The sequence below is a fragment of the Pelomonas margarita genome, assembly GCF_043555875.1.
In the GTDB taxonomy this organism is placed as follows: Bacteria; Pseudomonadota; Gammaproteobacteria; order Burkholderiales; family Burkholderiaceae_C; genus Pelomonas; species Pelomonas margarita.
On record NZ_JBIGHW010000004.1, the window covers coordinates 160,064 to 174,690 of the forward strand.

The 14,627-nt window shown below is 67.2% G+C and carries 14 protein-coding genes; 8 read left to right on the forward strand and 6 right to left on the reverse strand.

Translation table 11 applies throughout. The features are described from left to right. Positions 1–1,164: a GNAT family N-acetyltransferase gene (locus ACG0Z3_RS09275; protein WP_394397068.1), complete on the reverse strand. Its 1,164-nt coding sequence runs from the start codon at positions 1,162–1,164 to the stop codon at positions 1–3. 102 nt (positions 1,165–1,266) lie between these two features. Between ACG0Z3_RS09275 and ACG0Z3_RS09280 the strand changes: the two genes are divergently transcribed. Both ACG0Z3_RS09280 and ACG0Z3_RS09285 read left to right on the forward strand, forming a co-directional pair. Continuing rightward, a complete protein-coding gene (locus ACG0Z3_RS09280; protein WP_394397070.1) occupies positions 1,267–3,270 on the forward strand; it encodes an NAD(+) synthase in 2,004 nt (667 codons plus the stop codon). Between the two features lie 33 nt (positions 3,271–3,303). Then, complete coding sequence (locus ACG0Z3_RS09285; protein WP_394397071.1) at positions 3,304–3,642, forward strand: P-II family nitrogen regulator; 339 nt, start codon at positions 3,304–3,306, stop codon at positions 3,640–3,642. 7 nt (positions 3,643–3,649) lie between these two features. Here the strand turns inward: ACG0Z3_RS09285 and ACG0Z3_RS09290 are convergent, their stop codons facing one another. From ACG0Z3_RS09290 to ACG0Z3_RS09310, 5 genes are read right to left on the reverse strand one after another with little or no spacing between them, the layout of a single operon-like run. Further along, the gene (locus ACG0Z3_RS09290) at positions 3,650–4,027 is read right to left on the reverse strand and encodes a diacylglycerol kinase (RefSeq protein ID WP_394397073.1); all 378 of its coding nucleotides are present in this window, start codon (positions 4,025–4,027) and stop codon (positions 3,650–3,652) included. Next, entirely contained in the window at positions 4,024–4,527 is a 504-nt protein-coding gene (locus tag ACG0Z3_RS09295; protein WP_394397074.1) for an RDD family protein, read from the reverse strand. The genes ACG0Z3_RS09290 and ACG0Z3_RS09295 overlap by 4 nt, the downstream gene beginning before the upstream one ends. Further along, complete coding sequence (locus ACG0Z3_RS09300) at positions 4,524–5,288, reverse strand: DUF3106 domain-containing protein (protein WP_394397075.1); 765 nt, start codon at positions 5,286–5,288, stop codon at positions 4,524–4,526. Before ACG0Z3_RS09300 ends, ACG0Z3_RS09295 begins: the two co-directional genes overlap by 4 nt. A 52-nt stretch (positions 5,289–5,340) precedes the next feature. After that, positions 5,341–5,799: a DUF3619 family protein gene (locus ACG0Z3_RS09305; protein ID WP_394397076.1), complete on the reverse strand. Its 459-nt coding sequence runs from the start codon at positions 5,797–5,799 to the stop codon at positions 5,341–5,343. After that, positions 5,796–6,362 carry an RNA polymerase sigma factor gene (locus ACG0Z3_RS09310; protein ID WP_394397077.1) on the reverse strand — a complete coding sequence of 189 codons (567 nt, stop codon included), beginning with the start codon at positions 6,360–6,362 and terminating at the stop codon, positions 5,796–5,798. Before ACG0Z3_RS09310 ends, ACG0Z3_RS09305 begins: the two co-directional genes overlap by 4 nt. Before the next feature lie 227 nt (positions 6,363–6,589). On the opposite strand from ACG0Z3_RS09310, the gene ACG0Z3_RS09315 reads away from it, so the two are divergent. From ACG0Z3_RS09315 to ACG0Z3_RS09340, 6 genes are all read left to right on the forward strand, one after another. Beyond that, entirely contained in the window at positions 6,590–8,377 is a 1,788-nt protein-coding gene (locus tag ACG0Z3_RS09315; protein WP_394397078.1) for an acetolactate synthase 3 catalytic subunit, read from the forward strand. Positions 8,378–8,541: 164 nt separating this feature from the next. Further along, the gene (gene ilvN / locus ACG0Z3_RS09320) at positions 8,542–9,033 is read left to right on the forward strand and encodes an acetolactate synthase small subunit (RefSeq protein ID WP_268168339.1); all 492 of its coding nucleotides are present in this window, start codon (positions 8,542–8,544) and stop codon (positions 9,031–9,033) included. A gap of 47 nt (positions 9,034–9,080) precedes the next feature. Continuing rightward, complete coding sequence (gene ilvC, locus ACG0Z3_RS09325; protein WP_394397079.1) at positions 9,081–10,097, forward strand: ketol-acid reductoisomerase; 1,017 nt, start codon at positions 9,081–9,083, stop codon at positions 10,095–10,097. 76 nt (positions 10,098–10,173) lie between these two features. Then, complete coding sequence (gene pssA / locus ACG0Z3_RS09330) at positions 10,174–10,998, forward strand: CDP-diacylglycerol--serine O-phosphatidyltransferase (protein WP_394397080.1); 825 nt, start codon at positions 10,174–10,176, stop codon at positions 10,996–10,998. A gap of 205 nt (positions 10,999–11,203) precedes the next feature. Continuing rightward, positions 11,204–12,892, forward strand: a complete 1,689-nt coding sequence (gene leuA, locus ACG0Z3_RS09335; RefSeq protein ID WP_394397082.1) for a 2-isopropylmalate synthase — start codon at positions 11,204–11,206, stop codon at positions 12,890–12,892. Further along, positions 12,889–14,430 carry a 2-isopropylmalate synthase gene (locus ACG0Z3_RS09340; RefSeq protein ID WP_394397084.1) on the forward strand — a complete coding sequence of 514 codons (1,542 nt, stop codon included), beginning with the start codon at positions 12,889–12,891 and terminating at the stop codon, positions 14,428–14,430. Before leuA ends, ACG0Z3_RS09340 begins: the two co-directional genes overlap by 4 nt. Positions 14,431–14,627: the final 197 nt, after the last annotated feature.

Sequence of the window (14,627 nt, forward strand, 5' to 3'; positions counted from 1 at the left end):
TCATGAAGACGCCGCATCCGCGGCGTCTTTTGCTTTGTAGGGCCCATGCTCGCTGAGTTCGCTCAGATAGCCCGTCATGGCCTCGCCCTCGCGGGCCAGGAAGTCGCTGACGGCGTCGGCGAACCCCGGGTGGGCCAGCCAGTGGCTGGAGGCCGTCGGCGTGGGCATCAGCCCGCGGGCCATCTTGTGCTCGCCCTGCGCGCCGCCCTCGAAGCGCGCGTAGCCGTTCGCGATGCACCAGGTCAGCGGTTGGTAGTAGCAGGCGTCGAAGTGCAGGTTGGGGATGTGCTCGGTGGCGCCCCAGTAGCGGCCGAACGCGGCGCGGCGCCCCGGGTCTAGCGCGATCAGCGAGGCCGCCACGCGCTCACCGGCGCGCATGGCCGTGAACATCAGCCAGTGCTCGGCCATAGTGTTGGCCATGCGGGCGAAGAAGTCGCGGCTGAGGTAGGGCGTGCTGCGGTGCTCGCGGTAGGTCTGCTGGTAGCAGCGGTAGAAGTAGTCCCAGTCCTCGGCCGTGATGGCCGCACCTTCACGGGCCTCGAACACGACGCCGGCCTCGCGCACGCGGCGCTGTTCCTGCTGGATCTTCTTGCGCTTGTCGCGGTGCAGCCGCGCGAGGAAGTTGGTGAAGTCGGCATCGCCCTCGGCCGTCCAGTGGAATTGCACGCCGCTGCGCGCGGCGCAGCCCGCGGCGGCCAGTGAGGCCTGGTCGGCCTCGTCGCCGAACAGCACGTGCAGCGATGAGGCCTTGGTCTCGTTGACCAGGCCGCGCAGCCCATGTGCTAGCAGCTGACGAGCCTCGTCGTCCACGGCCAGCAGCCGGCTGCCCGGCACCGGCGTGAACGGCACGGCCACCAGCAGCTTGGGGTAGTAGCGCAGGCCGTGGCGGTGGTAGGCCTCGGCCCATGCCCAGTCGAACACGTACTCACCGTAGGAGTGCGTTTTCAGCCAGACGGGGCAGGCCGCCAGCAGGCGCTCGTCGTCCCACAGGCCCAGGAACAGCGGCTGCCAGCCGGTGTCGGCTGTTGCCGAGCCGGCGTCGTGCAGGGCCCGCAGGTATTCGTGGCGCATGAAGGGCGTGGGCCGCGGTGCGGCGGCGAGCAGCTGGTTCCAGGCGTCGCGGGGCAGGGCGGCGGGGGAGTCGTGGACGCGCAAGGTCGGCATGCCGCTATTGGATCGCCTCCGGGCATTCAGCGCGGGCTGGCGGGTTTCTCGTGGCGGGCCAGGCTGCCTTGCTGGCGCCGTGGCGCGCCGCTTGATGGCAGGATGCGGCCCATGCATTTCGACAACCTCTACAGCCATGACTTCGCCCGCCTCGCCGTGGGCATGCCGCTGTGTCGTGTGGCCGACCCGGCCTTCAACGCCCAGCAGACCATTGCCCTGCTGCGCCAGGCGGCGGCCGAGGGCGCGGCCGTCGTGGCATTCCCGGAGCTGGGCCTGTCGGCCTACACCTGCGACGACCTGTTCCACCAGCGCGCGCTGCTGGATGGCTGCGAGGCTGCGCTCACGGCGGTGCTGGCGGCCTCGGTGGACCTGCCCGTGGTCGCGGTTGTCGGCCTGCCGCTGCGCGTCGAACAGCGGCTGTTCAATTGCGCGGTGGTGCTGCAGCGCGGCCGCATCCTGGGTGTGGTGCCCAAGACCTTCCTGCCCAACTATGGCGAGTTCTACGAGGCGCGCCAGTTCTGCTCGGGCGAGGAAGCAACGGTCGACACGCTCACGCTGCTGGGCCAGACCGTGCCCTTCGGCAGTCGCCAGATCTTCACCGCTGACGACCTGCCGCTGCTGCGCCTGCATGTGGAGATCTGCGAGGACGTGTGGACGCCCATCCCGCCGTCGTCGTTCGCCGCGCTGGCCGGCGCGACCGTGCTGGTCAACCTGTCGGCCTCCAACGTCGTCGTCGGCAAGGCGGGCTACCGGCGCCAGCTGGTGTCGCAGCAGTCGGCGCGTTGCCTGGCGGCCTATGTTTATTCGTCGGCCGGCGCAGGCGAGTCGACGACTGATTTGGCCTGGGACGGCCAGGCGCTGGTCTGCGAGAACGGCGAGCTGCTGGTCGAGTCCGAGCGCTTCCAGCGCCGCTCGCAGCTGGTGACGGCGGACGTGGACCTGGAGCGCCTGGCCCGCGAGCGTATGCGGCAGACCAGCTTCGGCCAGTCCGTGCGGCTGCATGCAGCGCTGCTGGCGGGCTTTCGTCGGCAGGCGTTCACGCTGGGCCTGGACCACGAGCAGCCGCTGGCGCTGCGCCGCCGCGTCGAGCGCTTCCCGTATGTGCCAGCCGATCACGGCCGCCGCGATGATCGCTGCGAGGAGGTCTACAGCATCCAGGTCCAGGGCCTGACGCAGCGCCTGGCGTCCAGCGGTATCCAAAAGCTGGTGGTGGGCATCTCGGGCGGGCTGGACTCCACGCACGCGCTGCTCGTGGCCGCCCGCGCGATGGACGCACTGGGCCTGCCGCGTACGAACATCATCGGCGTGACCATGCCCGGCTTCGCCACCGGCGAGCGCACCCGCGCGCAGGCGCTGCGCCTGATGGTGGCCGTGGGCTGCGAGGCGCGCGAGATCGACATCCGGCCCAGCTGCCTGCAGATGTTGCAGGACATCGGCCATCCGCACCGTGACGAGCAGCCTGTCTACGACATCACCTTCGAGAACGTGCAGGCCGGCGAGCGCACCAACCACCTGTTCCGCCTGGCCAACCTGAGCGGCGGCCTGGTGCTGGGTACGGGCGACCTGTCAGAGCTGGCGCTGGGCTGGTGTACCTACGGCGTGGGCGACCACATGTCGCACTACAACGTGAACGCCAGCGTGCCCAAGACGCTGATCCAGCACCTGGTTCGTTGGGTGGCCGACACCCATCAGCTGGGCGCCAGCACGGACACGCAGGTGCTGCTGGACATCCTCGACACCGAGATCAGCCCCGAGCTCATCCCCGGCAGCATGCAGAGCACCGAGGCCACCGTGGGCGCCTACGCGCTGCAGGACTTCAACCTGTTCTACACGCTGCGCCACGGCTATGCGCCGGCCAAGGTCGCCTACCTGGCACGCCATGCCTGGCAGGAGACCTATGCGCTGGCCGAGATCAAACGCGTGCTGCGCATCTTCGTGCAGCGCTTCTTCAAGGGCAGCCAGTTCAAGCGCAGTTGCGTGCCGAACGCGCCCAAGGTCGGCAGCGGCGGCTCGCTGTCGCCACGCGGTGACTGGCGGGCGCCCAGCGATTCAGAGGCGGCCGTCTGGCTGACCGATCTGGATCGCATCCCGGACGAACATGCTTAAATCGACCTCAGACGAACCCAGGAGCCTCGCCCCATGAAGCAGATCACCGCCATCATCAAACCCTTCAAGCTCGACGAGGTCCGCGAAGCGCTGGCCGAAGTCGGCGCCTCCGGCCTGACGGTCACCGAGGTCAAGGGCTTCGGCCGCCAGAAGGGACACACCGAGCTCTACCGCGGCGCCGAGTACGTCGTCGACTTCCTGCCCAAGGTCAAGGTCGAGGTCGTCGTGAAGGACGACGAGGTCGAGCGCTGCATCGACGCCATCCTGAAGGCCGCCAAGACCGGCAAGATCGGCGACGGCAAGATCTTCGTGCAGACGGTGGAGCAGGTCGTGCGCATCCGCACGGGCGAGACGGACGAAGCCGCCGTCTGAGCCTGGCTCAGCGCAGGTGCTGCCAGAGTGCAGCACCCCAGACGCCGCCGGCCAGCAGCAGCGACAGCAGCACGGCGGCGCTCGCGATGTCCTTGGAGCGCTTGGACAGGTGGTGCAGCTCGAACGAGACGCGGTCCACCACGGCCTCGATGGCCGAGTTCAGCAGCTCGACGATGAGCACCAACAACAGCGAGCCCAGCAGCAGCGAGACCTGCACCCAGTCCCGGCCCAGCCAGAACGCCAGCGGCGTGGCCACGATGACCAGCCAGGTCTCCTGGCGGAAGGCGCTCTCGCCGGTGTAGGCCGCCTTGAGCCCGGCCCAGGAATAGCCGGCAGCGTGCAGGATGCGATCCAGGCCGGTGCGGCCTTTGTGCGGGTTGCTCATGAGCGCAACGGAAGTTGGGTGATGACGCGCGAACCGCAGAGCACGTCATGCAGGAATTGCCGGTGCGGCAGCAGGCGCGACAGCGCGCCGTAGAGCAGCATCCAGCCCAGCAGCGCGCCGGACAGCGCCCAGCCGCGCACGCCGAACTGCCACAGGCTCAGGCCGGGTAGCACCCACAGCCAGCCCAGCGCGTAGCGTGCCAGCGCGCGGGCCGTGCCCAGCGGATGCCCATGGCCGTCGACGATGCGCAGATGCCAGGTCTTCAGCGCCAGCGTCTGGCCGCTGCGCGTCCAGAAGGTCACGAAATAGAGGGCCGGCACCACGAACGCAAACACATAGCCAGGCAGGCCGAACAGCGCGTCCTTCTGGCGCGTCAGCACGACGTAGACGAAGCAGGCGAAGAACATCACGCCGAACAGCAGCACGCCTTCGTACAGCAGCGCTGCGAAGCGGCGCGCCAGGCCGGGAGGCGTGGCGCCAGGGGCCGGCAGCGTGGTCATCGGCGAGGGGCGGACGCAGCGGGCGCCTTCAGCGACAGTGGCAGCAGCGTCTTCGGGTCCACCAGGGCTGGGTCGGCGACGACCTTGGTCTCACCCGCCGTGTGGTGCAGGGGCGGAGTCAGCTTGCGTGTCATCAGCACCGTCGTGGCGCCCGGTCGGGCTTGCACGACGCTCGCGGCCACCGGGACGGCGGGCAGCAGCTTGGGCGCAGCCGGCACGATGTTGGACTTGGGCTGGGCGGCCAGCGTCTTGGCCGGACGCGCCGCTGCTTGCGCCTGGCGGCGGGCGACGGCCTTGTCGGCCAGCGCCTGGCGCTCCTCGGCGGGCAGGGCCTGATAGGCCTCCCAACGTGCCTGACGCTGCTCGGCCGTCAGCTGGCGGGCGACCTGGAAGCCGATGCGCGCGTTCAACCGATCCGCCGGGCTCATGGCCGTCCAGTCGCGGATTCGGTCGTGCACCCGCTTGATCTCTTCCCCGGACATGGTCGCCAGCGTCGGTGTGGCGCTCAGCCACTTGCTGCGCTGCGCGTCGGAGATGCCCGCCCAGTCGCGCTCCAGCGGTGCGAGCAGGGCTTGTTGCTTGGGCGTCAGCGCCGCCCAGGTGGCCGGAGGCGTGCTCAAGGCGGTCGGCGCCACCGGCTTGGCCAGCGGGCGCGTGCGGGCCACGGGCGCGGCATCGGAGGCGGCCGCAGCCGGTGCAGCGGCTGTTTCCGTGGCCTGTGCAAAAGCAGAAAACCCCGCCGCGCCGAGCAGCAGGGTCATAAACAGCCGGAAGCAGGGAGTGATCAGCGTGCCTGGGCTCATGCGCATGCGGTCATTCTTCGGCATCGCGCAGGAACTCGGCAAAGCCGGGGTCACTGAATGCGGCCGGCGGCAGGCTGTCGCTGAGCAGCTCGGAGTCGACTTCGGCGGTGGCGGCGATCTGTTCGTTGACGTGGCTGCGCTGCATCAGCAGCAGGCCGGCCACCAGCAGCAGCAGCGGCAGCGCTGACACCAGCTTGGCCCACAGACCATTGCCACCATTGTCGCCGCCCAGTGCCAGCGTCGCCTCGGCCTGGGCTATCACCACGGCGGCCGGCACACTGGCCACCTGGGCTGCACGGGCCTGGGCGGCGCGCGCGAGCGCCTGCTCACGCGCGAAGCGCAGCCGTTCCGCCACGTCGTGCGGCAAGGCCGCGCTTTGCTCGGTCAGGCCTGCAGCCACCTGCCGGCCAAAGCGCGAGACGCGGGCATCGAGTTCGTCAGCAGCGGCAGAAAAATTTGGCGACTTCATAGCGTGATCCCCTTGGCCTTGAGCGCTTTCGCCAATGCGTGAGCGGCCCGGGAGCAGTGCGTTTTCACGCTGCCCTCGGAGCAACCCATCACGGCGGCAGTCTCGGCAACATCCAGTTCCTCCCAGTAACGCAGCAGGAAGGCTTCTCGTTGACGGGCAGGCAGTTCCTGCACCTCCGCGTCAATTCGTTGCAAGATCTGTGCGCGGCTGACTTCGTCGGCCGCACTCAGAGCGCCGAGCGCGCCGTCCTGGGTTTCCAGCACTTCCAGCAGGTCGAAGTCCTCGTCGGCGCCACCGCCTTCGAACTCCGACATGTTGGTCATGACGGCGTTGCGCGTCTTCTGCCGACGGAAGTGATCCATCGTGGCGTTGGACAGGATGCGCTGGAACAGCAGGGGCAGCTCCGCCGCCGGGCGGTCGAAGTAGTTCTCGGCTAGCTTGATCATGGCGTCCTGCACGATGTCCAGCGCGGCATCGTCGTCGCGGACGAGGTAGGCCGTGCGTTTGAAGGCACGGCGGTCCACGTTGCGCAGGAAATCGTTGAGTTCTTTGTCGGTGGCCAAGGCTGAGGGCGTCGCAAGGAGCGGCGCGGATTATGGCATTCGTCTCATACGAAGGCTCGACGCTTTTCCGTCGGCATAATGCTGCTTCGCACAATGAGTCTGGTCTCCCAGTGGCCGCCCGACTGGGGCGTCATCTGATGACCGCGCAGGCTCCGAATCCGCCTCATGAGGGCGAGAAGAGGGGCACCAATGGTTTTTCGTTAGAGAAATTCACAGAGGTTCTAAAAATGGACATGTCTGCCGCGGAAACAAAGCGCGCCGCCCTGGCGCAGCCGCAATCTTCCTCCCCCAATTCCCCCACCGCGGAGCTCAACGGCTCCGAAATCCTCGTTCGCTGCCTGCAGGCCGAAGGGGTGCGTCACCTCTGGGGCTACCCCGGTGGCGCGGTGCTCTACATCTACGACGCGCTCTACAAGCAGGACAGCATCCAGCACGTGCTGGTGCGTCATGAGCAGGCTGCGGTGCATGCTGCCGACGGCTTCGCTCGGGCGACGGGCGAAGTGGGTGTGGCGCTGGTGACATCGGGCCCGGGCGTGACGAATGCCGTCACCGGCATCGCCACCGCCTACATGGACTCCATCCCGATGGTGATCATCACCGGGCAGGTCCCGACGCCGGCCATCGGCCTGGACGCCTTCCAGGAGTGCGACACGGTCGGCATCACGCGCCCCATCGTCAAGCACAACTTCCTCGTCAAGGACGTGCGCGACTTGGCCGTCACGCTGAAGAAGGCCTTCCACATCGCCCGCACCGGCCGCCCTGGCCCGGTGGTGGTGGACATCCCCAAGGACGTGTCGCTGGCGCGCACGACCTTCCACTACCCCGAGCGCATCGAGATGCGCTCCTACGTGCCGGCCAAGAAGGGCCACAGTGGCCAGATCCGCAAGGCCGTGCAGCTGCTGCTGCAGGCCAAGCGCCCCTACATTTACACGGGCGGCGGCGTCATCCTGGGTGAAGCCACGGCCGAGCTGCGCCAGCTGGTGGACCTGCTGGGCTTCCCCTGCACGAACACGCTGATGGGCCTGGGCGCCATGCCCGGCACCGACCCGCGCTTCCTGGGCATGCTGGGCATGCACGGCACCTACGAGGCCAACATGACCATGCAGCACTGCGACGTGCTGCTGGCCGTGGGCGCGCGCTTCGATGACCGCGTGATCGGCAACCCCAAGCACTTCGGCTCGGTCGAGCGCAAGATCATCCATGTGGACATCGACCCGTCGTCGATCTCCAAGCGCGTGCGCGTCGACATCCCCATCGTTGGTGACGTCAAGGACGTGCTGCAGGAGCTGATCGCCCAGCTCAAGGAGGCGCAGGCCAAGCCGGACGCAAACGCCGTCAACGCCTGGTGGAGCCAGATCAACGACTGGCGCCGCCGTGACTGCCTGGCCTACAAGGGCTCGGACGAGGTCATCAAGCCGCAGATGGTTGTCGACACGCTGTGGAAGCTGACCCGCGAGCGCGACACCTACATCACGTCGGACGTCGGCCAGCACCAGATGTGGGCCGCGCAGTTCTACAAGTTCGACGAGCCGCGCCGCTGGATCAACTCCGGTGGCCTGGGCACGATGGGCGTAGGCCTGCCGTACGCCATGGGCATCAAGCTGGCCAAGCCGGAATCGGACGTGTTCTGCATCACCGGCGAGGGCAGCATCCAGATGTGCATCCAGGAGCTGTCGACCTGCTTCCAGTACAAGACGCCGGTCAAGATTGTCTCGCTGAACAACCGGTATCTCGGCATGGTGCGCCAGTGGCAGCAGCTGGACTACGAAGGCCGCTACTCGCACAGCTACATGGACGCGCTGCCCAACTTCGTGAAGCTGGCTGAGGCCTATGGCCACGTCGGCATCTTGGTCGAGAAGCCGTCGGATGTGGAGCCGGCGCTGAAGGAAGCGATGCGCCTCAAGGATCGCACCGTGTTCTTGGACATCCGTACCGATCCGACCGAGAACGTCTGGCCTATGGTCAAGGCGGGTAAGGGCATTTCGGAAATGCTGCTGGGGTCGGAAGACCTGTGACCGGCTGAAGCCGTGGGTGTTGGCGAGGGTTGCCGCCCTCGCCGATGCCGGCGGCGGATGACGAGCACAGCCGACCCGGCGGGCTTACCTCTTCAAATCGAACCCGTTGCCAAGGTGCGCCGGTTACCGCCGGTGGCGCTGAAGAGCGCGAAGGACGAGAACCCATGAAACACATCATTGCCTTGCTCATCGAGAACGAGCCCGGTGCGCTGTCGCGCGTCGTCGGCCTGTTCTCTGCCCGCGGCTACAACATCGAGAGCCTGACCGTCGCGCCGACCGAGGACGCCTCGCTGTCGCGCATGACCATCGTGACCACCGGGTCTGATGAGGTCATCGAGCAGATCACCAAGCACCTGAACCGCCTCATCGAGGTCGTCAAGGTCGTCGACCTGACCGAGGGCAATTACACCGAACGTGAGCTGATGCTCATCAAGGTGCGCGCCGTCGGCAAGGAGCGCGAGGAGATTAAGCGCACTGCCGACATCTTCCGTGGCCGCATCATCGATGTGACCGAGAAGACCTACACCATCGAGCTCACCGGCGACGCCGGCAAGCTCGACGCCTTCATCGACGCGATCGACCGCGCGGCGATCCTGGAAACCGTCCGCACCGGCGCCAGCGGCATCGGCCGCGGCGAGCGCATCCTGCGCGTCTGATCCGTCTTCACCCCCAACACCACCCTTTTTTCCTGGAGCGACCCATCATGAACGTCTATTACGACAAGGACGCCGATCTCAGCCTCATCAAGGGCAAGAACGTCACCATCATCGGCTACGGCTCACAAGGCCACGCCCACGCGCAAAACCTGAACGACAGCGGCTGCAAGGTCACCGTGGCGCTGCGCCGCGGCGGCGCGTCCTGGGCCAAGGCGGAAGGCGCCGGCCTGAAGGTCGCCGAGATCGCCGAGGCCGTGAAGTCGGCCGACGTCGTCATGATCCTGCTGCCCGACGAGCAGATCGCCGATGTTTACAACAAGGAAGTCGCCCCCAACCTGAAGGCCGGCGCCTCGCTGGCCTTCGCCCACGGCTTCAACGTGCACTACGGGCAGGTGCAGCCGCGCGCCGACATCGACGTCTGGATGGTTGCCCCCAAGGCCCCCGGCCACACCGTGCGTGGCACCTACCGCCAGGGTGGCGGCGTGCCCCACCTGATCGCCATCTACCAGGACACCACCGGCAAGGCCCGTGACCTGGCCCTGAGCTACGCCGCGGCCAACGGCGGCGGCAAGGCCGGCATCATCGAGACCTCGTTCCGTGAAGAGACCGAGACTGACCTGTTCGGCGAGCAGGCCGTGCTGTGCGGCGGCGCCGTCGAGCTGATCAAGGCTGGCTTCGAGACGCTGACGGAAGCCGGTTACGCCCCTGAGATGGCCTACTTCGAGTGCCTGCACGAGCTCAAGCTGATCGTGGATCTGATCTACGAAGGCGGCATCGGCAACATGAACTACTCGATCTCCAACAACGCCGAGTACGGTGAGTACGTCACCGGCCCGCGCGTGGTGACCGAGGACACCAAGAACGCGATGCGCCAGTGCCTGAAGGACATCCAGACTGGCGAATACGCCAAGTCCTTCATCCTGGAGAACAAGGCCGGCGCTCCGACGCTGATCAGCCGCCGCCGCCTGACCGCCGAGCACCCCATCGAGCAGGTCGGTGCCAAGCTGCGCGACATGATGCCCTGGATCAAGGCCAACAAGCTGGTCGACAAGGCCAAGAACTGAGCCTCGGCTTCCCGAGAAAGGCCGCGTCCGCGAGGGCGCGGCCTTTTGCTTTTGTCGCGCTGCTATCCTGCCGGCCATGACTCCTGACCCGATCGAGGACGACGAGCCCAGCCTCGCCGTTCGCCCCCGCCGCAAAGGCATCTACGCGCTGCCCAATGCCATCACGCTGGCTTCGCTGTTCAGTGCCTTCTATGCCATCGTGATGGCCATGAATGGCAGGTTCGAGGTGGCCTGCGTGGCCATCTTCGCCGCCGCCATCCTCGACAGCCTGGACGGCCGCGTCGCGCGCATGACCAATACGCAGTCCGCCTTCGGCGAGCAGATGGACAGCCTGTCCGACATGGTGGCCTTCGGCGCTGCCCCGGCCCTCATCGTCTACATGTGGGCGCTGAAGGACATGGGCAAGCCGGGCTGGATCCCGGCCTTCGTCTATATCGCCGGTGCGGCGCTGCGGCTGGCGCGCTTCAACGTCAACATCGGCGTGGTCGACAAGCGCTACTTCCAGGGCCTGCCCAGCCCGGCAGCGGCGGCGCTGGTCATCGGGCTGATCTGGGCCGTGGTGGATCAGGCCAGCTACAGCGGCGTCGAGCCGGGCGGCTGGGTGGCCTGGACTGCCTATGGCGTCACGCTGTTCGCCGGGCTTTCGATGGTCACGAATGCGCCCTTCTACAGCTTCAAAGTCTTCGACCGCCGGCGCAGCGTGCCCTTCATCGTGTTGGTGCTGATCATGCTCGCCATCGGCCTGGCGGCGCTGGACCCATCGCGTGTTTTGTTCGGTGCCTTCTGCGTTTACGGCCTGTCGGGCTATGTGATCTACGGCTGGCGCAAGGCCAAGGGGAAGCCGGTCAGCGTGATCTCCACGAGCACCGACGAACCCGATGAGCGCGGCTTGCATCAATAGGCGTTCGTGCTAGATTCCACTCCCATGATCGGCGCAGCGCGAATTCAACTGCTACTAGCCCTAGAGGAACCACGGGTTCGCTAGTCAGTCACGCCTGTTCGCACGCACGCTCCCCTGACCCCAACGGCCCGTTTGCAACCGCAGCGGGCCGTTCGTGTTTTCCAAGGCTGCCGGTTGCGCCACCCACCTCTCGGATGGACCTCCCATGTTGAAGCAACCGCAGCTCAAGTACCGCCCCTTCGCCCCGATCGCACTGCCGGACCGCACCTGGCCCGATGCCGTGCTGACCCGTGCGCCGATCTGGCTGAGCACCGACCTGCGTGACGGCAACCAGGCTCTCATCGAGCCCATGGACATCGCGCGCAAGCTGCGCATGTTCCAGCAGCTGGTGAAGATCGGCTTCAAGGAGATCGAGGTCGGCTTCCCGTCCGCGTCGCAGACCGAGTTCGATTTCGTGCGCCTGCTCATCGACGGCGGGCACATCCCCGACGACGTCAGCATCCAGGTGCTGACGCAGGCGCGCAGCCACCTGATCGAGCGCACCTTCGAGGCGCTGGACGGCGCCAAGCGCGTCATCGTCCATGTCTACAACGCGGTGGCGCCCATCATGCGCCGCGTCGTGCTGGGGCAGGACGAGGCAGGCATCGTCGAACTCGCCGCCACGCATGCCCGTCAGATCAAGGAACTGGCCGCCGCCCGGCCGAGCACGGACTGGCGCTTCGAGTACTCGCCCGAGATGTTCTCCGGCACGGAGCTGGACTTCAGCAAGCGCGTCGTTGATGCAGTCACGGAAGTCTGGGCGCCCACGCCTGACCGCAAGTGCATCATCAACCTGCCATCCACCGTCGAGCACAGCACGCCCAACATCTTTGCCGACATGATCGAGTGGATGCATCGCCACCTTGAGCGTCGCGAATCGATCGTGCTGTCGGTCCATCCGCACAACGACCGCGGCACGGGCACGGCGGCCGGCGAGCTGGCGCTGATGGCCGGCGCGGATCGCATCGAGGGCTGCCTGTTCGGCAACGGCGAGCGCACCGGCAACGTCGACCTCGTCAACATCGCACTGAATCTCTACACCCAGGGTGTGGACCCGCAGCTGGACTTCTCGGACATCGACGAGGTGCGCCGCTGCGTCGAGCACTGCACGCAGATCCCGGTCCACCCACGCCATCCCTACGTGGGCGATCTCGTGTACACCTCCTTCTCCGGCTCCCACCAGGACGCCATCAAGAAGGCCTTCGCCGCGCGCCAGCCCGGCGACGTCTGGGACATGCCCTACCTGCCCATCGACCCCAAGGACCTGGGGCGCAGCTACGACGCGGTCATCCGCGTCAATAGCCAGTCGGGCAAGGGCGGCATCGCCTACCTGCTGGAGGCCGAGTACGGCCTGGAGCTGCCGCGTCGGCTGCAAATCGAGTTCAGCCAGGTCGTGCAGCGCGTCATGGACGACGCCGGCAAGGAGCTGACCGCAGCCGACATCTATGCCATCTTCGAGCGCGAGTACGGCATCGGCGACGCAGCCGCCGCTGTGGTGCAGCCGCAGATGAGCGAGGTCGCGGGCGGCACCATGCGGGTGTCGGCCGAGGTCGTGCTGGGCAGCTGGGTGGGCCATGTGCAGGGCGAGGGCAACGGCCCCATCGACGCCTTCGTGCAGGCACTGTCTACCCGCCTCGGCGAGGACGTCCGCGTGCTGGACTATCACGAGCATGCCATCGGCAGCGGTGCCGATGCCCGAGCCGTCGCCTACCTGGAAATCCGTGTCGGCGACGTGACGCGCCACGGCGTGGGCATCGATGGCAGCATCGTGCGTGCGTCCATGCAGGCCATCCTGTCCGGCCTGGCGCGCGCGCCGGTGACCGTGCCCCAACAACGAGAGGAAAACGCGCAATGACCGACAAGCTCATCATTTTTGACACCACGCTGCGTGACGGCGAACAGTCGCCCGGCGCGTCCATGACGCGTGACGAGAAGCTGCGCATCGCGCGTCAGCTGGAGCGCATGAAGGTCGACGTCATCGAGGCCGGCTTTGCCGCGTCCAGCAATGGCGACTTCGAGGCCGTGCGTGCCATTGCCGCGGCCGTGAAGGACAGCACCATCTGCTCGCTGGCCCGCGCCAATGACCGCGACATCTCGCGCGCCGCCGAGGCGCTGCAGCCCGCCCACCGCGCACGCATCCACACCTTCATCGCCACGAGCGAACTCCACATGGAGAAGAAGCTGCGCATGACGCGCGAGCAGGTGCTGGACCAGGCGACGCTGGCGGTGCGTTTTGCCCGCAACCTGTGTGGCGACATCGAGTTCTCGCCCGAGGATGGCTACCGCTCCGACATCGATTTCCTGGCCCGCGTCTGCGAGGCCGTTATCCGCGAAGGCGCCGGCACCATCAACATCCCCGACACGGTCGGCTACGGCATCCCCGAGCTCTACGGTGACTTCATCCGCCGCCTGCGCGAGAAGGTGCCCAACTCCGACCAGGCGATCTGGAGCGTGCACTGCCACAACGACCTGGGCATGGCAGTGGCCAACTCGCTGGCTGGCGTCAAGATCGGCGGCGCACGCCAGATCGAGTGCACCATCAACGGCCTGGGCGAGCGCGCTGGCAACTGCTCGCTCGAAGAGGTCGTCATGGCCGTCAAGACGCGGCGCGATTACTTCGGCCTGGATGTCGGCATCGAGACCTCGCAGATCGTGCCGGCGTCCAAGCTGGTGTCGCAGACCACCGGCTTCGTCGTGCAGCCCAACAAGGCAGTCGTCGGCGCGAATGCCTTTGCCCACGCGAGCGGCATTCACCAGGACGGCGTGCTGAAGGCGCGCGACACCTACGAGATCATGCGCGCCGAGGACGTGGGCTGGGCGGCGAACAAGATCGTGCTGGGCAAGCTGTCGGGCCGCAACGCCTTCAAGCAGCGCCTGCAGGAACTGGGCATCCAGCTGGAGAGCGAGGCTGAGGTCAACGCCGCCTTCGTGCGCTTCAAGGACCTGGCCGACCGCAAGAACGAGATCTTCGACGAGGACATCATTGCCCTCGTCATGGACGAGTCCGTCACGTCCGAGCAGGAGCATTTTCGGCTGCTGTCGCTGTCCCAGCGCAGCGAGACCGGCGAGCGCCCGCACGCCGCCATCGTCTTTGCAATGGGCGCGCAGGAGCACCGTGCCGAGAGTGACGGCAACGGCCCGGTGGATGCGACGCTGCAGGCCATCGAGTCGGTCGTGCAGTCTGGCGCCGAGATGCTGCTGTACTCGGTCAATGCCATCACCGGCGGCAGTACCGAGTCCCAGGGGGAGGTGACGGTGCGGCTGCAGCATGCCGGCCGCGTCGTCAACGGTGTGGGCGCGGACCCGGACATCGTCGTCGCGTCCGCCAAGGCCTACCTGAGCGCCCTCAACAAGCTGCAGAGCAAGAGCGAGCGCGTCGCCGCCCAGGGCTGATCCGCGCTACGCGCAGGGCAGCCGCCGGGAGGCGGCCGGCCTGCGTCGCCTGGGCGCTTCGCGTGGAATCTGGCGCGCAAACGCCGGGGTACTCGCCTGTTCGGGCAGGGCGGATGCCGACAGAATCGGGCTGTGGGCGTGCCATGGTCGCCGTTTGCGGGCTGATCCCGATACCGCTGCGCTGTCGGCCCAGGCCT